Below are 26564 nucleotides of genomic sequence, written 5' to 3'. Positions count from 1 at the left end.
AAAAAGAGAAATTTAGAGAAGAAAACATGTATAAAGCTTTGGATTGGATGAGGAGAAATGGTGTTGAGCCGAAATAAATAGTAGATAATGAGATTAGCAGCCGTATATATACCGAATAATTCACTTCCTCATATTTTTGGAGAAAATCATGATGGACAGACACTAAATTTTGGTGGAGAAAATTTATATGATTTTGAAGAAATCAACAAAGTAGTTGTATTAAAATCAGTCATTAAAAATAGTTCATTTATCAATGGTTTTTGGGGAGGATTAAGTTTGGTATCTTGTATAGTTGGTAAAAATGGAGCAGGGAAAACATCAATATTACGAGCAATCAATAGTGAGATTGATCCTAATCATAAAAATTCAGTGTTTATTTTTGAAGATAATGAGAAGATTAAGATTTGCAATGAGTTGAAATCTGATTTTAGAAATTCTAATGTAATCGAAAATGTTGAAATACTAGATAATAAGCCTATTGAAACTCTCTTTTATTCTCCAGCACTTGATCATGATTTGATGGATACGCATTCACCAATTTCATTATCAAATAGATTCAAAACTGATTTAGAAGGATACTATTTGGATGCAGTTCTTAGGTATTTGTTTTTTTTGAATGATCCAATTTCTGATGAATTGAGAAAAGTATATCCAGATTTTCCTAAAATTGGAAGCTATACAATATCAGTTAGAAAAAGAAAGAAAACAAACTTTAGGAGTCCCTATTTAGAAGCCAATTTTGGGAATCCACACAGAGGTGATGCACTAAAAAATCATTTAATTGGAGAGATTTCTCAATTAAAAAGTAGACCTGAAACATTTATTCTTACTCCACAAACGATCTTAAAACAATATGAAGGTTTTATAAAATTGCTAGAAAGTGAAAGTTTCACAGAACAATTTGATAAGCTATGGAATTTAAAACAATATAAATTAAATGATGAAAATGGAGTAATTAATAACAGTAATGATTTTATAAATAATCTTGAAATAACATTATTAAGTTATTTATTATTAGACGCTGTATTTCCTCAGACTGGTCTGGGTGGTCCCTATGATTTCAGTAAGATAACTAGATCAAAAACATTTTATAATAAATTAGATAGATTTCTTGAATTTTATTTGACTAATGAAGACAATGCATTGGTTGGTTCAATAATTAACAAATTAAAAAAAATTAAAATTGATGATAAAGAACAAATTATAGAACTAATAAAAAGGGATAATTATAGAAGTGCTCCTAAAGGGATTGAAATGAAATTTGTTAAAGAACGAATGATAAATGCTGTAAATAAAATTTCAGCAGTAAAAGAATTTCATGAATATATTATTTCTATTATTGAAGATAAAATTTTTAAATATGAAAATGATCACTTCAAAATTAATGTGAATAATGAGAATATTAATCAGTTCCAAAGATTTGTTAGTGAATATAATAAATTGCAAAAAACATTTAAACACTCAGTAATTTCAAATATTATTCTTGATATTGTACCAACTAACATAAAGTTATCTACAGGAGAAAAAGCTATTTTAGATTTTTATTCCTCACTCCATAATTATATAATAAATTTTGACGATGATATGATTGTTAATGAAAATTTATTATTGTTATTGGATGAACCAGAATTAGGATATCATCCTTTCTGGAAGAAGAAATTTGTAAAAGCTATTTCATCCACATTACCAATATTTTTTTCAAATCTCAAAAAATCAAAAGAAAACAATCAAAGTCCTTCTGTACAAGTGATTTTTACAACACATGATCCTTTGACTCTTTCAGACTTACCAAGTGACAAAATTATTTATCTTAATAAAACAAATGACTTTACAGTACTTGAAAAGGATACAATTAAGTCATTTTCAACGAACATTAATGAATTGTTATCCAATAGTTTTTATCTTGAAAATGAATTAATAGGTGATTTTGCAAAAGAAAAAATTGAATCGATTATCTTAAAACTCAATTATTTCAAATTGATTAATGAAAAGAAAAATCTAAATAATGAAGATAGCAAAGATAAAATTGATAGAGTAAACACAGAAATAAAAGAAATAAAGGATAAAATCTCTTTTGAAATAAATGACAGCGATATTGATAAAGAAATAAATGAAAAATCTATTAGAAAAACTATTGCCCTAATCGGTGAGCCTGTTATCCAATATAAATTACTTGAAATGTATGAAGAGGTTTTTAAACTCAATAATGAAGATAAAGCTCAAAAAATAAAAAACATGATGAAGGAATTAGGGGTAACTAAAGAAGATTTATAAAAAATGTTTTATATAGACCCATTGGAGCCTGAAATTGTCATGGCAAGACAAGAACACTTAAAAAACATCAAGTGTTTTATTAATAAAAAAATAGCAGGACCTGTTTGTGCTGTTCCAAATTGTATTATTTGTATTTCACAAATTACCTCTGTTCCCATCACCCCTAATTTAAGAACTTTCCTTTTAAATAATAATAATTTAGAAGTAATAATTTCTGGGAATCCTCAAGAATTATTAGATGTAAATAAAAGATTTTGGAATGTTTTAATTCCCCATTTCACAATGAATAACTGGGATAATTATCTTAATGCAAACACTAATGACATCGTTAACATAAAGAAAAGTATTGAAAAAATTTTCAGTTATAAAGATTGGTTTTGCAACAAAGAAAGCAAGTATTATTCGGCTTATGATTTAGCTAAAAAATTGAATAGAAATAGTTGTACTTATTGCAATAGAATCTATACTTCAACAATAATTAATAGAAGAGGAAAAAAGATAATCAGAACTACATTAGATCATTGGTTCCCAAAAACGGATTTCCCATTGCTATCCTTGTCCTTTTTTAACTTAATTCCTTCCTGTTCAAACTGTAATAGCTCTGTAAAAGGGTCAACTAATTTTAATTTGAACGATCACATACATCCGTATGTAGATGTAAACCAAAATGAAGAATTTTGTTTTAACTATAAATATAATTCCTCTTTAACTAATTATAGAATTTACCTTCAAGATATTAATAGTTTAAATAGTAAAGCCAGAAACACTTTAACAGGAATGTTTATTGATGAAATGTATAATTCCCATCAATCAGAACTAATTGATTTAATTAAGATTAAAACAAATTATTCAAAATCTTATATTGAAAGTATTGAAAAATTATTCGGTAATAAGTTAGCTAAGGAGGAAGTGTATCGAATACTATTTGGTGTTGAATTTGCATCAAAGGATTTTCAGAAGTTACCATTGAGCAAGTTTAAAAATGATATTTTAAAAAAATTGAATATAATCAAATAAAATTATTATCGGACTAAAAGTAAACTAATAGTGAATAATCGACAAAAAAAAATTATAAAATTAAGTGATGAAATCTTGACTTATCTTTTAAAATTTAAAGAGAAGCATCCAGATTTCACATTTTCCTTAAGAAAAAGAGATAGTGTCCAGTCAAAAGATAAAAGATTGGTGAATGGTCAATGGTTTCAGGGTTCTCATTATATTTATGTCCCCCTTTTTAAAAAAGGTAATAGTGCTAGAAAAATAAAAACAGTTGGTTTTGTAATTGGTATTCAAGAAGATGGTAATATGAACAATTACATTGAAATTTCTTTTAAATCAGGAATTGACGATCCAAAGGAAAAAGAATTTCATAAGCAATTAGCAAACCGTATTGACCTTCAGCTACATGAAAAAAATCATGGTACTAAAGCATTTAGCGATCAAAATGACATATGGAACAATCTTCTGGAGTATATAACTAATTTTAGAAATTATGCTATAGAATTATTGGATAATCTTGACTTGAAAGCTAAGTACGTAATTTCGGAAAATGATTTTCAGAAAGATTTAAATCGTATTAAATTAATTCAAACCAAATTAATGAATCCGGTGGATTCAGAAATAACATTAAAACGGGAAGAAGGACTTGAAAACAACAATGAAATGCTAAATCAAATATTTTACGGACCTCCTGGTACAGGAAAAACCTATCATACAATTAATGAAGCTATTTTCATTATTGATCCTCAATTTGATTTCTATCAAAGTAGAAAAAAAATTAAAGATAAATTCGAAGAATTAGTTAGTTCTGGACAAATTGTATTTACAACATTTCATCAGAGCATGAGTTATGAGGATTTTATTGAAGGTATAAAACCAATTGCTCCTACTTCTGAAAATTCCAGCATTAATTATAAAATTGAAAATGGAATTTTTAAAAATCTTTGTAAAAAAGCGACAGAGAAAAAAGCTTCGGTTAATTTTGATGAAGCTTATTCATTATTTGTTAATGATGTCATTGAAAGTGGTACTATCGAATTAACTTCGTTGGTTCAAAAAAAACCTTTTACAGTCAGAATAAATAGTAATGAAACGGCTGTTGCCATTCCAAAGACCGAAATCGCCACTGAAATGGGAGTAACCAAAGAAATGATGAGGGATTATGTAATTAATGGAGTTGTCAAGGATTGGAAGACATATACTACTACAATTGGGGAGTATTTAAAAAGTAAGTATAATATTTCTGTCCAAAATATCGACAATACAAAGAAAAATTACGTTCTAATCATTGATGAGATTAATCGTGGTAACATTTCTCAAATTTTTGGAGAATTAATTACATTAATAGAAGAAGACAAGCGATTAGGTAAAAAAGAAGCTCTGGAAGTTACCTTACCTTACAGTAAAGAAAAGTTTGGAGTACCATCTAATTTGTATATAATTGGCACTATGAACACAGCGGACAGAAGCGTTGAAGCTTTAGATACTGCTTTAAGAAGACGTTTTAGTTTTGAGGAAATGATGCCAATGCATGAACTATTAAGTCCTTCTGCATTATATTGTCAATTATTGTGGGATTATGAATCAGCAGATTGGGAGGATCCTGAATTCAAAGAAAAGGAAGTTCAATTTTTTGATTTTGCTCAAGTATCTGAAGATTTTTTAGCTCAAAGAAAAGAAATTTGGGAAGTTATGAAGGCTGATTATATTAGAGATGATTTTTCTTATTTCGATGACTTCGAATATAATGGTTTTAATCTTCAAGTTATTTTAGAAAAAATAAATAAACGGATAGAAATACTTTTGAATAGAGATCACTTAATTGGACATTCATATTTTCTAAAAGTAAGAACCGAAGAACAATTAAAAGCTACTTTTAAGAATAATATAATTCCTTTATTACAAGAATATTTTTATGGGGATTACGAAAAAATAGGACTGATTTTAGGAAACGGTTTTTTTGAACAATCAGGGAAATATTCGAAGGATATCTTTGCATCATTTGATACCCAAAATTATCCAGATAATGGAACGATTTTGAGAATAAAAACAATAGATGAAGATTTTGATATAGTTGCTGCTGTCAATATACTTTTAAAAGTTTAAAATTTTAAAAACAACAATATTTTAAAATGAATAGAATACAAGTTTTTGAGCATAACATACTTTATTTTGATGAAGTATATAGTGGAGTGAAATTCGAAAAGCACCATTATATAGCCTTGTCAAAGTTAAATGTGTTGCACAACGACAAGTATTTTGAAATTCGCCATAACGGCATAAAATTCAAACAATTTGTAGGGGTGATTCAGGTAGATGGCTTAACCATTGAAATTTTACCTAAAATTGACAACAACGATGCAGATGAAAACGTTTGGCAGAAAGTATTAATCGAAATGCTTCGGGTTACACGAAAACTCAAAGTCCAAAAAGTAGGAGAGGCAAATGTAAACAAGCAAAGCATCCATCTTTTAGATATTTATTTTGAATGTTTTTTAAACGAAGTACAATTGTTAATCCATCAGGGATTAATCAAACAATACTACAAAGAAACAGATAACTTAAAAGTACTTAAAGGTAAACTGGAATTTGCTGGTCACATCAGTAAAAATCTCGTTCATAAAGACCGTTTTTACACTACACACCAAGTATATGACAAAGACCATTTAATCCATCAAATCATATACAAAGCCTTATATATTGTAGAGAAATGTTCCAAAAGCAGTTACTTATATTCAAAGTGTAAAACTGTACAGCTTGATTTCCCGGAAGTAAAGACAATTCCAATTACAGAAGCAACATTTTCTAAAATTCCTAAAAGTAGAAAAACAGCACCCTATGAAACTGTTTTAATGATTTCAAAGTTCATCATTTTAAATTTTGCACCCAATATTTCAAGTGGTTCCGAAAATATGTTAGCTTTACTCTTTGATATGAATTCCTTATGGGAAGAATATATTTTAGCTCGACTGAAACAATCAGAAAAAGAAGTTAAAATCTACGGACAACAATCAATAACGTTTTGGAAGAACATTTCAATAAGACCGGATATTGTGATTGAAAGTGGTATAAATAAATTTATTATCGATACCAAGTGGAAAAATATTAATGGAGGCAAGCCATCAACGGACGATTTACGACAAATGTATGTTTACAATGATTATTGGAAATCAGATAAAGCAATGTTATTATATCCATCCAACGAAACTTCATTCTGTGAGTTTGATAAATTTGAAGAGAACGGTTCAAAAGACAACCAACACAAATGTGGACTAGGTAAAATTTCAATTTTCAACACAAATGATAAGGCATTAAGAGAAAATATTGGAGATGATATTATAGATTGGTTTATAAAATAAGAATTAAAAAAATAGGTAACGGGCATAAAAATTAAATACAAAAACAAATGTAAATTCTTAATAAGATATGGTACTTAAAAGATACAAAGTAGAAAATTTTAGATCAGTTCTTGATAGTGGTTGGATTGATTGTGATAATGTAACAACATTAGTAGGAATTAACGAAGCTGGAAAATCAAATTTACTTTTGGCCTTGTGGAAACTAAATCCAGCAAGAGAAGGAAATATTGATATTTTACACGATATGCCGGTTTCTAAACTAAGCACTTATCGAAAAACTCCAGCAGATATAAAATTCATTACAGCAGAGTTTGAACTTGATGATGAAGCCATAGAGAAAATTGAAACTGAGGTTCAATGTAATCTACAAGGAGATAAATCTGTAACAGTTATACGTTTTTATGATGGAAGCTACACATTCGAGTTCCCAAGCGGTAATCCTGCTTCAACGAAAAAAGAAAAAGTAGTAAAAGAAATTGAAGGCGAAGAAGAACCGATTGAAGAAGATACTATTGTACCATTTAAAAATACAGATTTAGAAAAAGCTATTCTTGCTGAACTACCATCATTTGTTTATTATTCAAACTACGGAAATTTATCATCAAAAATTTATCTTCCAAATGTTATCAAATGGCTGAATGGAAGGACTGTAGATGGAATAGAGGTAAATGAAGAACAGGTTCGTACATTGAGGGTTCTTTTTGAATTTGTGAAGTTAGATCCTAAGGAAATTTTAGAATTGGGTAAAGACCCTAAAGAAATGGCAATTACTCGTAATGGAGGACACGCAAATGTACAACCAACAAGCGCTGATATTAAAAAAGCAGAAGACGATAAAGAAGAACGTAGTATTCTCTTGCAATCAGCTTCAGGAGATTTAACGAAAAGGTTTAAAGAATGGTGGAAACAGGGAGAATATAAATTTAGATTTGAAGCCGACGGAGATTATTTCCGTATTTGGGTATCAGATAGTATTCGTACAGATGAAGTAGCATTAGAACTTCGTAGTACAGGACTTCAATGGTTTATTAGTTTTTATTTAATTTTTCTTGTTGAGAGTCATGAACAGCACAAAGATGCAATTTTATTGCTTGACGAAGCAGGACTAACTTTACATCCATTAGCACAAAAAGACCTTGCTATATTTTTTGATAATTTATCTCATGGCAATCAAATTATCAATACAACGCATTCTCCTTTTATTGTGGATACTTCCAACATTGACAGATGCAGGGTTGTATATATGGATAAAGATGGATATACAGTAGCTTCAACTAATTTAAGACAAGGAAGTGATGCTTTGAATGAAAAATCTATATATGCAGTTCACGCTGCCTTAGGGTTAAGCGTTTCTGATGTTCTATTACAAGGTTGCCAAGCTATTGTAGTGGAGGGGCCATCTGACCAGTTTTATTTTAATGCCATAAAGGGATTCTTAATTAGAGAAAAGTTAATTGCTCCGGAACAAGAAATTGTATTTGTACCCTCAGGAGGAGTAAAAGGAGTTCCAGGTGTTGTTAGTATGATTTCGAGTAAAGCAGACGATATACCTTACTTAATTATTGATTCTGATAAGAGTGGCGAAGATGCAAAGAAAAGATTATTATCAGGTTTGTATAAAGGATTTGAGAATAGAATACTTGATGTTAAAGATTATACAGGAATTGAAAAATCAGAAGTGGAAGATTTAATCCCTTTTTCGCTGATAAAAAAAGGTGTTAGCAGACTTTTTAATTCCTTAGATGAAATAGATTTTGAAGACACCTATAATAGCGATACTCCTGTTGTTTCTCAAATTGAAGCGTTTGCTGAGGCTAATGGAATTGAATTAGAAAAGGGATGGAAAGTCGGAATATCTATGGCTGCAAAAGCTCAATTAAAAAATAAAAAAGTAGAAGCTATTCCTAAAGAATACGTAGAGAAGTGGAGCAGACTGTTCAATGCATTCTTATCTATATAAAAGCTTTCGATATTTACAGCGGCTTGAACCCCAAGCGACCCCAGTTATTTATAAAAAGTGTATACATAGAATTTAAATTAATCCAATTCCTTTAATTTTATTCATAAAAAAGTAATATTATGTTCGAATATCAACTAATAGTTTCGCATGAATACGAGGCGTTTCTTCTAGGAATAAGTTTGAGCATCATACAATCTAATCCAACTCCGAGATTTAAAACCATAGAAACAAAGGAAGCAACAATTTTTTTTATTGAATTTGAAGATGAAGACCAAATGTATATTTTCGATAAACAAACTAGGACAAGTATGCCATATCTGTTTGAATCTTAATTGGGTCATTAGCCCATATTGTTACTTAAGAACACTTGCTTGGAATCGAAATCTAGACGAAGTCATTTAGAAGTTTAACTACATTGTATGCTTTTTTGTGTAGTATTGTGAAATTTTACAAATCATTGGGAAAAAGAGCTAGATATCCGTGCTATAAAGTAGCGGGCATACATATGAGTAAAATAGACACTAATGGAAAAAATTACGGCATATTATGAATCAATACTAGGCATAGATTTAAAGAACTTAAATCACCCAATTTCCCAATTAATATCTTTAGCTAAAAATACAACTGGAATTGAGGAAGAACAAATTAAGCAGAAATTGAGAATTATTGGCTTGGCATTTATGGATATTAAAGATTATGACCAAAAAATTTATGATTTTTATATAAAGAAAACAATTCAAAATGCTGATTTTTCTCTTAATGGTTGGATCTTTGAAATTATACAATGTTCGCATCTAATTAAAATCTCTAACGAGAATAAAATGCAATTTAAATTTGGAGATTCTAATAAGAAAGAACCTGATTTCATAATTGATGGTTGTGGTATTGAATTAACATCAATAAGATTTCTAGAAGAATCTCGAAAGAATAACGCAGACTCTAAGCTTCTAAGCAAATTCAGAGAAAAAAATGGAAAAGATTATGCAAATGCTAATTCTTTGCTTTTAATTGAAATTACACAAATCGTTCATTTTGCCAACAAAAGTGATTATCAGCCCAATACACAGTTCAATAATATTCTAAAAATTATTAGTAACGAAAGTAAATTTGGAATTGTTCTTTGCTATGTTGAATATACAGTTCCGTTTGAAGATAATTTGCATTTTAAGGGTACTGTTTATCCTACTTATGGGAAAGATTGTACAGATGATGTAAAATTTTTATTTCAGAAAATCACTAAAGGAGAATTTAATACTTTTGATGGAACTCAAAGTATCTCAAAGTACTAGTAATATTTGTTAATAGTACATAATCGCAATTACATTTTTTTAGGTAAGAGAAGCATTGTTTTTTAAGTTTATTTACTGCGGCTAAAAACATGAGTTTATTCTGATGTAAAGCCGCAAATTTCATTTATTTGTTAACAAGTTTCTTCAAATCCTGTAGAAAATGGTTCGAAAACAGATTCTTAAGGACCACCAAAATTTAAAACCCTCTAAAATTAATGATTTTAGAGGGTTTTTTATGATTCGAAAAAATAGCTCGTTTCCCATGTCCCCTAGAGAACCCTTATTAATACTGACATAAATGGTTCGTATTACTTAAGGTTTCAAAATCTATAAATTCCAATCTATTTTTATAATCTTTCACTCTAAAATCCTGATCATCCCTTTGTTTACTATATTTGACTAGTTTTATTTAAAAATCTAAATAATGTCTTCTGTAAACTCATTAGATACTATCCAACTATTCAAATCTGTTTTTATAGGAAGAAATGATGTATTTGCGCTTCGTTGGGAAAAATCTGGAAAATCGGGTTATATGCCAGCTTACCAGTACGATTTGTATCATTATCGGATGCATAAAATGAATGGAGGAACTTTTCAGAACTATCCTCACAAAACGTATCTATCGCTTACTGAAACCGAAATCCATAAACACTTAAACGGAATTCAACAAATCGGGATTTATCCATTGCTACAGAATAATACGTCTTGGTTTGTAGTAGCTGACTTTGATAAACAAAATTGGAAAGAAGAAGCCGTTAATTTTTTAAACGCTTGTAAGGAGAAAAACATTCCTGCTTATTTAGAACGTTCCCGTTCAGGAAATGGAGGACACGTTTGGGTGTTTTTTGACAGGTCTTATCCTGCAATCCAAAGCAGAAAAGTTTTCGTATCTATTTTGGAGCAATCGGGAGCTTTTTCGATGTTTGACAAAACCTCCAGCTTTGACCGCTTATTTCCAAACCAAGATTTTCTTTCAGGAAAAGGTTTAGGAAATTTAATAGCCTTGCCTCTTTTCAAACCTGCATTAGAGAATGGAAATAGTTGTTTTATAAATACTGATACATTTGAACCGATAGCTAATCAGTGGCAATTTTTAAAAGAGATAGAAAGAGTTTCGACTGAAAATTTGGATAATTTGTATCGGGAAATTTTAAGTGCACAAAATTTACCCATTACTAAAAATCTAAACGGTAAATTATCCATTACACTTCAACAAAATATCCGTATTCAAAGAGTTGGATTGACAACTCCTTTAATCAATTTTTTGAAAGAAGAATTAAATTTCGCCAATTCGGAATTTTTTATCAAAAAGCAATCAGGCAAAAATACTTTTGGAACAGAACGTTATTTTAAACTTGTAGAAGAAATAGAGAATGAAATTGTGATTCCAAGAGGGTTTATCGGAAAGCTACTTCGTTTTTGTAAAGAACAAAACTTGGAATTTGATTTTCAAGACCAACGAAAACTAAAAGAAGCAATCCCTTTTCCGTTCGACTCAACATTAAGAAATCATCAGACTAAAGTCATAGAAGCTGTTTCGAAAAAGGATTTTGGTGTTATTGTTGCTCCGCCTGGTTCCGGTAAAACTATAATGGGTTTGAAAGTCATAGAAGAAAAGCAACAACCTGCTTTAATTATCGTTCATCGCAAACAATTGCTGGAACAATGGCAAGAACGGATTCAAGCATTCCTTGGAATCCCGAAACACGAAATTGGTATTATCGGTCAAGGAAAAACAAAAATAGGAAAGCGTATAACCATTGCAACTATTCAAAGTTTACCAAAACAAATTGAAGAAATCCAAAATCATTTTGGAACTATTTTGGTGGATGAATGTCATCATATCCCTGCTGAAACATTTCGTAAAACCATTGAAAAATTAAACACTTTTTATTTGTATGGATTGACGGCAACACCATTTAGAAAACACAACGACGACAAATTGATTTTTGCTTTCCTTGGAGATATAATTTCTGAAATTCTACCAACGGAAATTGAAAATTACAAACACGCCCAAATTATTGTCAGGGGGACCAATTTGGATGTTCCTTTCAATTCTAAAACTGACAATTTTGAAACACTCTCAAAGATTTTAATTCATGATTCAGAAAGGAGTAAATTAATCCTGAATGATATTAAAACAGAACTTTCCAAAGGAAAACGAGTTGCTATTATCACAGAAAGGAAAGAGCATATTGATACGCTTTATCTTTTTCTTAAACAGTCTTACGAAGTCGTTACGCTAAGTGGAGATGATTCAGAACCCAGCAGAAAACCAAAATGGCAAGCTTTACAACAAGGCAATTTTCAAATACTGATTACGACTGGACAATATTTTGGTGAAGGCTCCGATTTGTCAAATATCAATTCCTTGTTTTTGGTTTATCCTTTTTCTTTTAAAGGTAAGTTGATTCAATATATTGGACGGGTACAGCGTTCAGAAATTAATCCTACAATTTACGATTATCGGGATATCAAAATTGATTATTTGAATAAACTTTTTTTGAAACGAAATACCTATTATCGGCAAATTGCCAAGCAAAAAAGTTTGTTTGACGAGCCAACTGAGCTTATTTCCGAAAAGCAAAGCGTTATCATTGAAAAACAAATTAAAGTGCCAATAGATAATTTAGATTTCGGATATGGAAACGTTTTCTTCGAATACATTGATAAAGAAACTAATCAAAGATTTGATTTTGAAATTGAAAACGAGGAATTCAGACCGGAATTTGAAGTATTGAAATCATATTTCATCAAGGTTTTGAAATCAAAATTAATCACTATTGATATTAACGCTGAAATAGAGAATGGAGTAATTCTATCACAATTGGCAACATCTTCCGATATTGAAAATATTAATAAAGAAATCGTTGACAGTGTGAAATTTCAGTACTTGAACAAAAATTTCATCAACCAGATTCCTATTTCAAAACAAAGCGTTCTTACAATGAATGAACTTCCTAAAAATCAAAATATTTATACAGATGCCGAAAATATCTTAGAAGATTTACTAAAAGAAAAACATTACAAACATTCAAGGCATATTCAGTTTTTAGCCGAAAGACACGAACGAAATGTAATGAAACTACGATTTGTTCTCCAACCTTTCTCATTTGTGTTTTTAATTGCAGGGAAACAAAATTATCATATCATTTTAGAAACTTTAGACACCGAAGAAGCAACTTATATTTGGCATACCAAAAAAGACAAATCAGTTCTGATAGATATGATAAAACAATTAGACAAAGAATTAAATATTATCAGAGAAAAAGGACGGCAATCCTATTTGGAAACCAATCCTGAAAATTTTTCAAGAATTGTTCACGATTATTCAGACAACAACAAAGGATTTATAATTTGGAAAGGACTATTAGAGGAACGATTAATGTGAAATATAATTTACTTAAATCTAAGAAAATTATCAAAACATTAAAACCATTATGACAAATCGATATTTCGAAAGAAGAATAAAATTGCTTTTTTGCTATATTTGTAAATCTTCAAACGAAGTCTTTTTATTATGGGTGATGAAATTATTCAAAGTATCGATTACAAAGATTGGTCAGCATTTATTTTTAATAAAATAAAGCATGCACAAATTCAAACTGCTTTCAAAGTTAATGCTGAAATGCTTACTTTATATTGGGAAATTGGGAATTCCATCATTGATAAGCAAAAGCAAAATGGTTGGGGGAGTAAGGTTATTGATCTTTTATCCTATGATTTAACTCATAATTTTCCTGATAGTAAAGGATTTTCGGTTAGAAATTTAAAATATATGAGAGCTTTTTCCGAAGCTTACCCTCATTTCCCAATAGTGCAAGTACCGCTTGCACAATCAGGGAATGAATTTGTGCAAGTGCCCCTTGCACAAATTACTTGGTATCATCATATTAGCTTGCTTACCAAAGTAAAAGATCCTGTAGAAAGAGCTTTTTACATAGCTGAAGCAGCTAAAAATGAATGGAGCAGAGATGTAATGCTTTTACAGATACAAAGCAAATTGTACTCTAGAAGTGGAAAAGCATTGAATAATTTTGAACAAACTTTACCCGAATACCAATCTGATTTAGCAAAAAGTATTTTCAAAGACCCTTATCACTTTGACTTTTTAATGCTTTCTACTAAAGTAAAGGAACTTGAAATAGAAAAACTTTTGACACAAAAGATTACCGACTTTTTATTGGAACTTGGTAAAGGATTTGCATTTATAGGAAGACAATACACTATTGAAATTGACAATACTGATTATAAAATTGATTTACTTTTTTATCATACCATTTTACACGCTTATGTAGTTATCGAACTCAAAGCAGGTGAATTTATGCCAGAGTATGTTTCTAAACTTAATTTTTACATTAGTGCTATTGATGACAAACTCAAAACGCCAACTGATGAGCCAACAATAGGTCTACTACTTTGTGCATCAAAAAGCAATATAAAAGTGGAGTATGCAATGCGTGGGCTTGATAAACCTTTGGGAGTAGCTACCTATCAATTAGAACAATTGGTAAAAGACAATATAGACAAAATGATCCAAAACGAGGAATAATAACAGAAATAGAATCAAATATTCATTAAAGGTTTTTTAAGAAGATAATTTAGTAAAAAACCTAATTCTATTTTACTGAAAGTTTCTTCAAATCATGCATAAAACGGTTAGAAAACAGGTTCTTAAGGATCACAAAAAGACAAATAACGCCATTGTCTTCCAATGGCGTTATTTTTTTATATCAAACTTTGAAAAAAAGTTAAAATTGGAATTAATTGTTCGACTGTAATACCTGACAGCCCACAAAATTCCAAAAACTCCTTAAGCAATTAAGGAGTTTTTTTTATGACTTTATCTCAACTTTGTACCAAATTCGCACAAAAAAACTCCTTAATTGCTTAAGGAGTTTTATACTGTATGATACGTTTTAAAATATTGAAATGCATTATCTCTTTAGACATCTTCCTCTGGGTTCGTCTCCTTCATAGAGTACGATTTCCGAATGCAGAAATGCTGCTGCCTTTGCAGAATCTTTTACTTTTATAGCAGAGCGTTTGAGCATTTCTTCTTCAAATTTGGACAATACACTTTCTCTCAATCCTTTTTCTTTCCAGTGGGACAAAGATTTACATCCTCTTGAAATTTCACGAGCTAAGGAAAGGGCATCTAATAACGCTTGGTTTGCTCCTTGTCCTTTGAATGGACTCATCGGATGAGCAGCATCTCCAATCAAGGTTACCGAACCCATTTTTTCTAACAATTCTTTGTGCAGTAATTCTCGATCATATACAGGATAACCCGAAATCTGATTTTCTTGAGTTGCAGCCAAAATCTGAGGAATAGGATCATGCCATTGTGTTCTTCGGCATGATTCTTCTTTTAGTGCTTGAGAACCTAAAGCGCTTAATGCTTTGGCTTCTTCTTCTGGCATTGGGAAACTAAGTTGCCACATTACCGAATCTGATGTAAAAGGCATCATATAGATTCGTTCATTACCATTGGCTGTTTGAAAAACGGTTGCAGAATCCAACAAAGAACTATTAACGTTCTCGACTGAACTCAATGGACAAATTCCCAAAATCACAATGCAGCCTAAATACCGTAACGGAACCGTATCTTCTCCTATTAATAACCTTCGCACAGCACTCCGAATTCCGTCGGCTCCAACAACAAGATCAGCTTTTACGTTTTTTAAAGTTCCGTTTACTTGAAAATTTAGTGCTAGAGTATTATCTTCATTTTGTTTTAAATCAATTAATTGATGTCCCCACTGTATCTTATTTTGTCCTATAAGTTGTTCCAGTAGTGCTAAACGTAAAGATTGTCTTGCTATATGAATGTTGGTTCTTTTTGGGGTAGTTTTTGCATCTGATTGCAACCATTTTCGAATTCCCCATTCTCCAATAATTTTCCCTTGGGTAGTATGAACAAGATGTCTGGTAGAAACTACACCATCTTTTAACGAAAAAATCCCAAATCCTTCGATTGCTTTACTTGCCTGTTGCAAAGTAAGTCCATAGCCTTGAGATCGAACCTCAAAATTCTCATCTCTTTCAAAAAGAGTAAAAGGTATCCCACGGTGTAAACAGGCTACCGCTAGTGCCACTCCGCCAATTCCTCCTCCTATTATTGCAACGTGTGGATAATTCGCTGTGTCTGCAACAGGAGGTAAAACAGATTTAATCAATCCTGAACCCGAACAATTCGAACAAATATTTTGATGAGCCTTAGGACGAACAGGAGCATTAGCTTCTCCATTCCCTTTTTCAAACTCCTCCAATTGTCTTTGATAGTGAAGTCTAACTTTCTTGCTCAGTCTTTGGCTTTTTTTGCCTCGCCCCAAGCATTCTTGACATACAGTCCAACTAGTTTGTTCGGTTTTCTCTTTTTTCACTTACTCTAAAATTTCTCTTTTTTTGACTTTTCTAAAATAAATCAACTCTGCTTGTGGTTGGCAAATTTAAGAAATTTGCAGAGGATAAAAGATTACCTCATCTTGAAGTTTATTGAGCAAATACCTTGATAAACTGGCTGAAACAGTTGGAGTTTCTTGCAAAAGAGATTGGATTGACAGCAATAGTAGTTTATTCCTTAATCAAAATTATTGTGGCTTTGTAACCAGTACCAACATTCCATTGGCTATCCGTGATGGCAACTCCTTTGTCATCATATACCTGAAAATGTGCTGTATTAGGCGAAGCAAAACCTTCGTTCAAAGCTTCAAAATCAATTTTATTAACCCCAGGAACTAGATTTATTTTGAATCCTTGGTATTCTCCACTCAAACTTACTTCGGGCTGAACAATTTTGTCATTTACATAAATTTTTATCTTATCACCATCTACAAAAGCAGCGTCTCTAAATCGGATTTCCGAAGTAAATGATTTTATTTTAAAACTCCCTAAATATTGATTTCGTCTATAAAAAATTCCTTCTGTATTTGCCTCTTTTTTATACAGATTAGGATCCTTAAAAAGCTCTTCTGGATTAATTTGAAAAGGATCTGGTTTCTTTTCAGCTACAGGCTCCTCCTTTTGTGGTGGGATTTCCTTTGGTGGGATAACTTCTTTAACCTTTGATTCTTTGGCAGGAATAGCTTTAAATTTATTATCAAATTCCTTTTGTGCAAATCCTGTTAGAGAAACACATCCAACAACCACTAAAAACAATAACCTTTTCATACTTTTAAGCAATAACATTACAACAAATTAATTTTTTTAAAAATCTGATACACTTGCATCTGATTTATATAAAACATCTAATTGTAGTATTTATTGCATTTTTGAAAGGTTTTGGGATAAATTAAAATTTTTACTTTTTGTAATAAATAAAAAAACCTCCAAAGTAATTTCTTTGAAGGTTTTGCAGCTAATAAAAACTCAATGTCTTATTTTTCTTTTTTTTCAAAAGGGTATATCACTTTCCAATCGGTTTTCATATCAGCTATAGTCCAACCTCTTGCAGTTGCTTCATCCCAACCTTTATCAAATGTCCCAATATGTGATTTTCTATCGTAAGCCCATTCTCGAATTGAGTCGGTATGATGTACATATAATTCAAAATTCTTTAATTTATTTGATGCTGCATATTGTAACATCTGCAAATCACCATCAGAATTTCCTGCTGCAAAAATCGGTTTGCGTCCAATATATTTGTTTATAGCTACTGGTTTACCCTCTTTATCATCATAAAAATCAAGTTCGGGGAGTTTATTTACTTTGGTTGCTCCGTTATTAATCTCAAAACTTGCTTTTAGACTACTCCCAATAATTTGATCTTTTGGAATACCATATACATCCTCTGCCCAAGCACGCATAAATTCAATCCCTCCACCCGATACGATAAATACCTTAAACTCATTAGCTTTAAGATAATCTATCAGCTCCAACATAGGTTGAAATACCAATTCGTTATAATGTTTTTTCTTGGTTGGATGTATTGCTTCTGCAATCCATTTTTTTACAATAGCTTCAAACTCTTCGGATGTAACACCAGTATGACTCGCCATTACAATTTCTACCAGTCCTTTCTCCCCTTGTTTCAACAATTCGCCCATATTATTTTCCAAAACAGCTTTATAGGGTTGTTTGTTTTTCCATTCAGGATGCTTTGGGGCTAACTCTTTGATTCTATCCATTGCAAAAAACAATTGAAAATAGACTGGTTGTTCTGTCCACAATGTTCCATCATTGTCAAATGTTGCTATACGATCAGCAACTGGAACAAAACTTGGACTTTTGGGATCTGTTACCTCTTTTACAAAATCTAGAATTGCTGTTTTCGTTTTAGTATCATTCCAAGAAGCTAATGGCGTTTCTTGAACTACTGTGGTACTATCTATTGTCGTTTCGGTTGTTTCGACTTTGTTTTGCTTACAAGAAACAATCAAAATTAACATCAGAAAAAAACCAAATAGTTTTGTGTAATAGGAATTGAATGCTACTCTCATCTTTTTTGTTTTTAATTAAAGTATTAAAAAATTGGTTTAAATTTTTAAGGAAAATGTTTATTTGATTTGGAGTTGAATAAAATTATCAAAAAAAACTATTCTTACAAAACTAATTTCATCCAATCGTCCTACACCTTTTCTGAAACCAAAAAGCGGTACAATTTTCTATGAAAATGTACCGCTTTATAGTTAAAAATGCTATTTTTTACTTCACCAATTCGAAACTAGCTTTTGCTCGAATATCCGCCGATGAAGAACCTATCATCAAATCAAAATCACCTGGCTCGGAAACGAATTCTAATGCATTGTTATAGAATGATAATTTTTGATTGTCAATTATGAACTGAATGGTTTTACTTTCCCCTCTATTTAATGTTATTTTTTGAAAATCTTTCAATTCAATAATAGGCCTTACTACAGAACCAAATCGATCTCTTAAATACAATTGAACTACTTCCTCCCCTTTTACACTGCCTGAATTTTTTATATCGACAGAAACTGTAATGGTCTCGTTATTTTTCATTGTTTTTTGAGACAACTTCAGATTTGAATATTCAAAAGTTGTATAGCTTAACCCGAATCCGAATGGAAATTTAGGAGTCGTTGGCAAGTCAATATAAGCTGATTTATAAATTTTATCTCCATTTATAGAAGGTCTTCCAGTATTAAAATGGTTGTAATAAATAGGAATTTGCCCTTCGGTTCTTGGGAAAGTCATTGGCAATTTCCCTGATGGATTGTAATCCCCAAAAAGCACATCGGCTATGGCATTTCCAGCTTCTGATCCCAGCCACCAAGTATAAACAATAGTTGGCATATTATCGGCTATCCAATCGAAAACCAAAGGTCGTCCTGCATTAATCAGAATCACAATTGGCTTGCCCGTTTTTTGGAGCTCTTTGACCAATTCTTCTTGAACTCCTGGCAATTGTATGTTGCTTCTACTTTTGGCTTCGCCACTTTCGTCAAACTTTTCGCCTACACTTAGAATAATCACTTCGGCTTGACTAGCAACGTGTAATGCATCTGCAAAACCTTCTTTACTAGTATCATTTACCCCACAACCTTTGGCATACAAAATTTTGGTTCTTTTGCCTACTTTATTCTCTAAACCTTCCCATTGCGAAACAATATAAGTTGAATCTATTTCTTTGACATCGACAGCCCAAAATCCGTGATTGATTCTTTTTGGTTTCACCATAGGCCCAATGAAAGCAATTGTTTTTAACCCTTTGGAAAGTGGTAAAACATCTCTTTCGTTTTTTAGCAACACTATACTTTTGGCCGCTACTTCTCTAGCTGCTTTGGTATGTTCGGGATTGTACATCTCTTTTTGTTCACGTTCTTTATTGCAAAATTTATAAGGATCATCAAAAAGCCCTAATTCAAATTTTTTGCGTAAAACTCTTTTTACAGCATCGTCTATTAAAGCAATAGGAACTTTGTTTTCTTTAACCAATTGTTCCAAATTATAGCGATAGGCATTGCTTTCCATGTCCATATCACTACCAGCTGTAATGGCCATAAGTGCAGCTTCTTTATTATCCTTGGCATAGCCGTGAGCTACCATTTCTCCCATAGAACCCCAATCCGAAACAACAAAACCTTGAAAATTCCATTTTCCTTTCAGGATGTCTCTTTGCAAATAACTATTACCTGTAGCTGGTATTCCGTTAAGATCATTGAAGGAATTCATAAAAGTAGCAGCACCCGCATCGACCGCAGCTTTGAAAGGTGGTAAATACGTTTCCCAAAGCATTCTGTTACTCATATCTACCGAGTTGTAATCGCGTCCACCTACAGCAGCTCCATAAGCAGCAAAATGCTTGGCGCAGGCCAAAACCGAATTTACATCGCCTAAGTTCCCTTGAAAACCTTTGACTCTGGCGTAAGCAATTTTAGAACCCAAATAGGTATCCTCACCTGCTCCTTCCATCACTCTACCCCAACGCGGATCACGGCCTATATCTACCATTGGTGCAAATGTCCAGTGAATTCCCGATGCAGCTGCTTCGATAGCAGCAACTCTAGCAGAAAGCTCTATTGCTGTTAAATCCCAACTGGCCGCTTCGGCAAGCGGAATAGGAAAAGTAGTTTTGTACCCGTGAATCACATCGAGACCAAACAGCAACGGAATTTTTAATCGGGATTGCATGGCTAATTCCTGGTATTGTCTGGTGCGGGTTGTTCCCATTACATTGAGCATCGAACCAATAAGCCCTTTCTTTATTTCATTTTGCTTGTTGTTATTAATGGTAATAGGACCAGTAGCAACGTCATTACTGGTGTATTGGTTGAGTTGTCCTATTTTTTCTTCTAATGTCATTTGCTTGAGCAAAGCTTCAACTTTTTGATCGATAGTTTGCTGAGAAAAAGCACAAACCGAAACCATTACCATTGCTAATGTGGCTATTTTTTTCATTGTTATTTATTTTTTACTTCTTTAAAATCTAAGAAATTGAGATTAAAATTTCCTTTTTCAAAATGAACGCGGATTGTATTTTGTCCTTGATGCAACGAAATATTTTTGATAGTAACTGTTTTCCAATTTGATAATCCGCCAGAAACTGGAAGTTCTAATACTTCAGAAACTTTCACACCATCAACTTCCAAATACAATTTACCCCCTGGCTTTTCGCTGGCATATCGAACCTCAACATCAAAGTTATTTACTTTTTTAACATCAACCGTAAATTGCAACCACTCATCATCCTCAATAAAGGAAACTTGATAACCATTGCTAATTTTATCGGCACATTCTTCTATATCTACTCCATCGTTTCGCATTTTGCCTCCTTTATTCCATTGTGTAAATTTTGTCCCATCATAATTGGCAACATCCTTATCAAAGTAAGCAAAACCATTTGAACCCAAATCAAATTCGGTCGCAAAAATCCTTCCTGGTAACGAATGCTTTTTATAGATTTTTGTCTGATTGGTTTGAACTTGTCTAAACATTGCATCAATTACATCATGTCTAATGGTTAGATTTTTCATTTTGTAATTTTCTGCAACCTGCATTAGTGTTTTTTTTGCAAAATTTTCATTGGGTTTTACACCTCCATTTTTCCAATATTCAAGTATATCATTATAACCTTCAGGTTTAGTTACTGAAGTTACTCCTGCCAGATTTTCAATTTTTTTCATTGGCCAAAATGCCCACCCAATATTGTTGGACTCTACCAAAGAGAGTACTTCTTTGAACCAAACATTCGAATTTTCTCCACTTTCGCCTAACCAAATCGGGACATTATATTGATCACGGTAATTCAGCATTGTTTGAATTGAAGCAGTATCGTTGGTATTCCAATATTTATGAAAACTCAATGCCATGTTCTCGTCCCAAAGCGGAAAAATTCCGTTATAATTATTCCCCCAGCAATTCCCTTCGATAATTATCATATGATTGGTATCAATAGCTCTTATTGCTTTGGTAATTCTCATCATCAATGCTTTTAATGGAGCATTTGAAGTTTCATCGCAACCATTTTGGTTGGTACCGGTGAAATTCCAATTGGGTTCATTGATAATATCATAACCGCCAATCCAAGGATTGTCTTTGTAGCGTTGTGCGAGTTTTTCCCAAAGAGCCACCATTTTATCCTGATTTGCAGCACTCTCCCAAAGCGATGGTTTTGAATCATCGTAGTCGGATATTGCAGCATCTTTTCCTTGTCCTCCAGGAGCGGCATGCAAGTCAAGAATTAAATACATTTTATTAGCAGCACACCAACTCAATAAATCATCTGTCATTTTGAAACCTTCTTCTAACCAAGTAATTTGCCCATTTTTTTCGGTTTCGATTGCTGGAGTATAAAGATTGTAATGCATTGGTAATCGGATGGAATTGAATCCCCAAGCCGCCAGCGAGTCTATATCTCTCTTTGTAATTCCGTTTTTTTTATAGGCCTTATAAAATTCTTCTGTACTTTCATTACCTATTACATCCGCTATCTTTTGTTTGATTTTGGATTGAGGTCCTGCAAAAGCTCCTGTCTGAATCATGTAGCCTTCCTGAACCATCCAGCCACCCAATCCTAAACCACGCAAAACAATATTCTTTCCGGAACCATCAACAATTTTTTGTCCTTCTCTATGGAGAAATCCTTGACTGGAAACGCCAATTACATAAAACAACAAAACAAATAATAGAAATGCTCTTTTTATGATTTTATCCCTTAAACTAATCATAATCAACAGAAATACAGTTAATAAACCAATGTTTGAATTCCGTGTGCTGGAATACTCAATGTTGCTTTTGAATTATGAACATATAAACTATAATCAACAATAGCATCACTGTTGTTCATTATAACTGTAACGACTTTCCCATCTGGATTAATAAATGAGGTACTAGACAAGGTAGTTCTACTTACTGCCGAGCTAACTCTTTTGGCTTCTTTCTTTATGAATTTTGAAAAATGTCCTATATAATAATACGATGGTGTGTATATCAACTCTCCAGTCGTGATATCAGCATGAATTGGAGCAAAGCAAAAATTCCCCACATGATTAGGGCCTCCGTTTTGATCCAAGAGAATGTTCCAATCGGTCCACGCTGTAGTCCCATTATTGAAATCATTTATCATCGCAAGCCCATAACGCTCTGCATTAGGCCAATACTGATATCTTGATGCATCAAACTTTTCGATACAACCTTCGGTAAACATTAAGTTTTTGCTTGGGTAAGCTTCCCAAACTTTTCGAACATTATTAAAATTTTGCTGTGCTCCTGTCCAGGTTTCGTACCAATGAAACCCAAGTCCCCAAACATATTTTGATGCTTCTGGATCTGAATAAATCACATTGGCTCTTTGATACATCAAGTCCCTATTATGATCCCAAGCGATGATTTTTTTGTTACCTAATCCTTCTTTTTTTAATGTTGGTCCTAAATAATTTTTGATAAAATCTCGCTCTTGTTCGGCCGTGTAAAGGCACGACTCCCAGGTTTGTGTAGCCAATGGCTCGTTTTGAGTAGAAGTTCCCCAAATTGGAATTCCTTCTTTCTCATATGCCTTGATAAATTTGGCATAATAATTGGCCCATGATTGATAATATTCTGGCAATAAAACGCCTCCTTTGAGCATAGTATTGGTGTTTTTCATAAAAGCTGGTGGACTCCAAGGCGCAACATACGTCAGTAATTTTCCTCCTGCTGTAGCAATGGCTCTTTTTATCATTGGAATTCTAAATTTTTGATCTGGCTCTATAGAAAATGTCTTTAAATCCTTATCGCCTTCTTGGATATAAGTATGGCTTTTGCTACCAAAATCGGAACTATGGATAGAGGTTCGTAATATCGAATACCCAATTCCTTTATCCGAAGTATAATATGCGTTTAAAAATTCTTCTTGTTTTTCTTTGCTCAGTTTTGCAAAAACCTCAGCACTCGCATCGGTAATAGCACCGCCAATGCCCATAAAATTTTGAAATGTAATATCGGGCTCAACAAAAACAGAAATCTCGGTCTCTACCGATTGCTTCGCTTTTTCAAAACCTATATTGGCCGTAGATGAAAGACGGTTTTGAGTATTCTCGGCTGTTGTAAATACAGTGATTTTTTTATTATCGGCAGAGAAAGAATTACTATGAGTTTTGTTTTTTTTCTGTGAAAAAACAAAAAATGAAACTAGTACTAATACTGTTGTGGATATTTTTTTCATAATTTAAAATAAAAATGTTTTTTTTTCGGGAAAAGTCCTTACCAAGTATATGTCCCTACAGCTCCAGCTTCTAACGAAGTGGTAATCCATTTCCCGTTGTATTTTATATTAAAACTTTGAGCTGTATCATTATCATTTTCTACAATCAAAACATATTTTCCTGTTGGGGTCTTAAAGGCTACATTTTGCAGATTGCCAACAATTTCAGAGCCAATTCTAACAGAACCCACTGGAACAAATTTCGAAGCATGGGCGATAATGTAATACGCTACGTTTCGATCAAAAGCTTCGGATGACTTTATGGTTATAGCTCCTTTACAAATGGTACATCCCCCTGTAGTATGAGGGCCAAAACTACCATCATTAGCTAAATTCCATTCTAAAGCATTTTTACTCCAATTGCGCATAGAACCGATTATTACATTCTTCAAATGCCATTTTAAATCTCCTTTAAAATCTGAATTTGAAGAGGTATATTGTTCTGTGAAATAGACGTTTTTAGTTGGAAATTTATTATGTAGAGTAGATAATGCACTAATGTCTCCTGCATATAAATGAAAAGCAGAACCATCGACAAAAGTATTTGCGATTGGATCACTCAAAACTGTAATTGCATATTGTGTGTTATCACAATTATGATCATAAGCAATAATCTTCGTTGTAATATTTGCTTTTTGAAAAGCAGGCCCTAAATTATTTTTTATAAAATCTGTTTGTTCTGTTGCTAACATTTCCATACTTGGATTGTTCCCGCCGTGTAAGGGTTCGTTTTGAGGGGTTATAGCATCTATTGTAATTCCTTCAGATTTCATTGCTTTGATATATTTTACCAAATAATTAGCATAAGTTTCATAATACTCTGCCTTTAAATGTCCTCCTACAAAACTATCTTTGTCTTTCATCCAAACTGGCGCAGTCCAAGGAGTAGCGAGAATTTTAATATTTGGATTGATTGCTAAAATTTCTTTTAATACAGCAATGACTGTTGTTTTATCTTTTTCAAGAGTAAACTTGGATAACTCTAGATCAGTATCTCCATAAGGAATATCATCATAGGTAAAGGGTTCAGCATTTAAATCTGATGCTCCAACGCTAATTCTAAGATAACTTACACTTATAGATGTTTCATTTTTCCCAAATAACTCTTGTAAAAGTTCTTTTCTAACCGAAGCCGTCAACTCATTAATTACCTGAGCACTTCCGCCAGTTAAGGTATATCCAAAACCATCTACTGTTTGATAGGTTACAGACGGCTTAACTTCTATTATCGGAAAACTATTAGCATTGGTTCCAAATCCTAAAATCACATTTTGTTTTTTTAACAATGCGCTTTGATCTCCTTTTGTCAACCAAAAATCCACATCATTTTTCACAACTACAGGAGGTGTTACTGGGGTTGGCTTTTCAGATGTTTCATCATTGGAAGAAGAACAGTTTACTATTAGAAATGTTAAACTTAAAGTTACGACTGATAAATACTTTGAAAAATTCATAATTTATATTTTATAATTCATCCAATGGCTATTAAACAATGCACATTGCTTTTTTGGATTTACTTGAGTTGCCCCTTCATTATTTAATGAATAATACTTTCAAATTGAATTCAAGAAGTAGTAATAAATAGCCCATACTTTAAAATATGGGCCATTTAAAAACCAAACTTAAAAACTCAACTAACTTTATTTTCCTCTTAATTCAATTTTAGAAACAGTTATTCCTGAAGTAGTAAAACTATTTCCACCACTTCTAATTACTAAATAAACTTTGCCAGTAACATCAAATTTTACGACATTACTCACTGTTTTTGTAACATCGTTTTTGACACAACCTACTTTAGATAACATTCCTGAAAAAGCTGTTTTAGCACAACCATCCCAAGTACTTAATCCCATTACTTTGTTATCCTTATACTCGGCACCTGCAGTTGGTACCGTTTTTCCAGCATATACTTCAAACCAAGTCTCATCGGAGTTTTGTGTGGATGAAACAAACATATCAATCGTATATTCTTTATCCTTAACAACATCTATTGCTTGATAAATTCCTTCCTGGGCCCATCCTCCAGTTGAGTGAATTGTGGCACTACCATTGTTGAATGTCCAATAAGCAGTATTATTGGTATTGATTTGGCAAGAAGTCCAATTGGCATTATCCTCGGCGTTCAAAAAACTTCCTCCTTTTACCAAGTTTCCTTTTTCGGGATCTGAAGTAGTAACAACTACCTCTTGACTTGTAGTTGCTGTTGCTCCACCAGCGCCAATTGCTACGTGCGTAATTGTATATGTTCCTGCATCTGGTAATGAAACTTCTTCTTCCATTTTACCCTCAAATTCTCCTGTTCCTGCATCCCAAAGTGATTTTAGTACCCCTTTTGATTGCGCCACAAGCTTATAAGTATTTACCTTCCCTTCTACTGGAGTTATCGAAAAGGATGCATCAACTGATTCTGCAGTCAGACCGTTATCCGCAAAAGAATCTTCTGGTTGACAACTTGTAAAACTTACTATTGTTGTCAAAGCAAGCAATAGTAAATTTCTTTTTGTTTTTATTATAGGTAAGTTCATAAAATATTTTTT

General features: G+C 32.2%; 17 protein-coding genes. 9 read left to right on the top strand and 8 right to left on the bottom strand.

Going from position 1 to position 26564, the window contains the following annotated elements:
- The first annotated feature begins 87 nt into the window (after window positions 1-87).
- The 9 genes from ABEB18_RS10945 (at window position 88) to ABEB18_RS10905 (ending at window position 14433) form a co-directional block, all read left to right on the top strand.
- On the top strand, window positions 88-2274 hold the full coding sequence (locus ABEB18_RS10945; protein WP_348799350.1) for an AAA family ATPase: 2187 nt from the start codon (window positions 88-90) through the stop codon (window positions 2272-2274).
- Window positions 2275-2277: 3 nt separating this feature from the next.
- Window positions 2278-3291: a hypothetical protein gene (locus ABEB18_RS10940; protein WP_348799349.1), complete on the top strand. Its 1014-nt coding sequence runs from the start codon at window positions 2278-2280 to the stop codon at window positions 3289-3291.
- A 75-nt stretch (window positions 3292-3366) separates the two neighbouring features.
- A complete protein-coding gene (locus ABEB18_RS10935) occupies window positions 3367-5379 on the top strand; it encodes an McrB family protein (protein ID WP_348799348.1) in 2013 nt (670 codons plus the stop codon).
- A gap of 26 nt (window positions 5380-5405) precedes the next feature.
- Window positions 5406-6632 carry an McrC family protein gene (locus tag ABEB18_RS10930; RefSeq protein WP_348799347.1) on the top strand — a complete coding sequence of 409 codons (1227 nt, stop codon included), beginning with the start codon at window positions 5406-5408 and terminating at the stop codon, window positions 6630-6632.
- 67 nt (window positions 6633-6699) lie between these two features.
- Complete coding sequence (locus ABEB18_RS10925; RefSeq protein WP_348799346.1) at window positions 6700-8592, top strand: AAA family ATPase; 1893 nt, start codon at window positions 6700-6702, stop codon at window positions 8590-8592.
- A 119-nt stretch (window positions 8593-8711) separates the two neighbouring features.
- On the top strand, window positions 8712-8924 hold the full coding sequence (locus ABEB18_RS10920) for a hypothetical protein (RefSeq protein ID WP_348799345.1): 213 nt from the start codon (window positions 8712-8714) through the stop codon (window positions 8922-8924).
- 192 nt (window positions 8925-9116) lie between these two features.
- Window positions 9117-9881, top strand: coding sequence for a hypothetical protein (locus ABEB18_RS10915; protein ID WP_348799344.1), 765 nt, complete (start codon window positions 9117-9119; stop codon window positions 9879-9881).
- A 424-nt stretch (window positions 9882-10305) separates the two neighbouring features.
- Window positions 10306-13272, top strand: a complete 2967-nt coding sequence (locus ABEB18_RS10910; RefSeq protein ID WP_348799343.1) for a TOTE conflict system archaeo-eukaryotic primase domain-containing protein — start codon at window positions 10306-10308, stop codon at window positions 13270-13272.
- Between the two features lie 129 nt (window positions 13273-13401).
- Window positions 13402-14433 (top strand): PDDEXK nuclease domain-containing protein, encoded by a 1032-nt coding sequence (locus ABEB18_RS10905; protein WP_348799342.1) that lies wholly within the window; start codon window positions 13402-13404, stop codon window positions 14431-14433.
- A gap of 385 nt (window positions 14434-14818) precedes the next feature.
- Here ABEB18_RS10905 and ABEB18_RS10900 read toward each other — a convergent pair whose 3' ends face one another.
- From ABEB18_RS10900 to ABEB18_RS10865, 8 genes are all read right to left on the bottom strand, one after another.
- Entirely contained in the window at window positions 14819-16267 is a 1449-nt protein-coding gene (locus ABEB18_RS10900) for an FAD-dependent oxidoreductase (protein ID WP_348799341.1), read from the bottom strand.
- A 190-nt stretch (window positions 16268-16457) separates the two neighbouring features.
- Window positions 16458-17054: a hypothetical protein gene (locus ABEB18_RS10895; protein ID WP_348799340.1), complete on the bottom strand. Its 597-nt coding sequence runs from the start codon at window positions 17052-17054 to the stop codon at window positions 16458-16460.
- A 206-nt stretch (window positions 17055-17260) separates the two neighbouring features.
- Window positions 17261-18322 (bottom strand): HAD family hydrolase, encoded by a 1062-nt coding sequence (locus ABEB18_RS10890; protein ID WP_348799339.1) that lies wholly within the window; start codon window positions 18320-18322, stop codon window positions 17261-17263.
- Window positions 18323-18527: 205 nt separating this feature from the next.
- Window positions 18528-20744: a beta-glucosidase BglX gene (bglX, locus tag ABEB18_RS10885; protein ID WP_348799338.1), complete on the bottom strand. Its 2217-nt coding sequence runs from the start codon at window positions 20742-20744 to the stop codon at window positions 18528-18530.
- 2 nt (window positions 20745-20746) lie between these two features.
- On the bottom strand, window positions 20747-22513 hold the full coding sequence (locus ABEB18_RS10880; RefSeq protein ID WP_348799337.1) for a cellulase family glycosylhydrolase: 1767 nt from the start codon (window positions 22511-22513) through the stop codon (window positions 20747-20749).
- 17 nt (window positions 22514-22530) lie between these two features.
- Window positions 22531-23988, bottom strand: a complete 1458-nt coding sequence (locus ABEB18_RS10875) for a glycoside hydrolase family 30 protein (RefSeq protein ID WP_348799336.1) — start codon at window positions 23986-23988, stop codon at window positions 22531-22533.
- Between the two features lie 38 nt (window positions 23989-24026).
- On the bottom strand, window positions 24027-25481 hold the full coding sequence (locus ABEB18_RS10870) for a glycoside hydrolase family 30 protein (RefSeq protein WP_348799335.1): 1455 nt from the start codon (window positions 25479-25481) through the stop codon (window positions 24027-24029).
- Window positions 25482-25667: 186 nt separating this feature from the next.
- Window positions 25668-26552, bottom strand: a complete 885-nt coding sequence (locus ABEB18_RS10865; protein WP_348799334.1) for a hypothetical protein — start codon at window positions 26550-26552, stop codon at window positions 25668-25670.
- Between the last annotated feature and the right edge of the window lie 12 nt (window positions 26553-26564).

The organism is Flavobacterium adhaerens (assembly GCF_040045115.1).
In the GTDB taxonomy this organism is placed as follows: domain Bacteria; phylum Bacteroidota; class Bacteroidia; order Flavobacteriales; family Flavobacteriaceae; genus Flavobacterium; species Flavobacterium adhaerens.
This window is presented reverse-complemented; position numbering and strand designations above follow the sequence as displayed.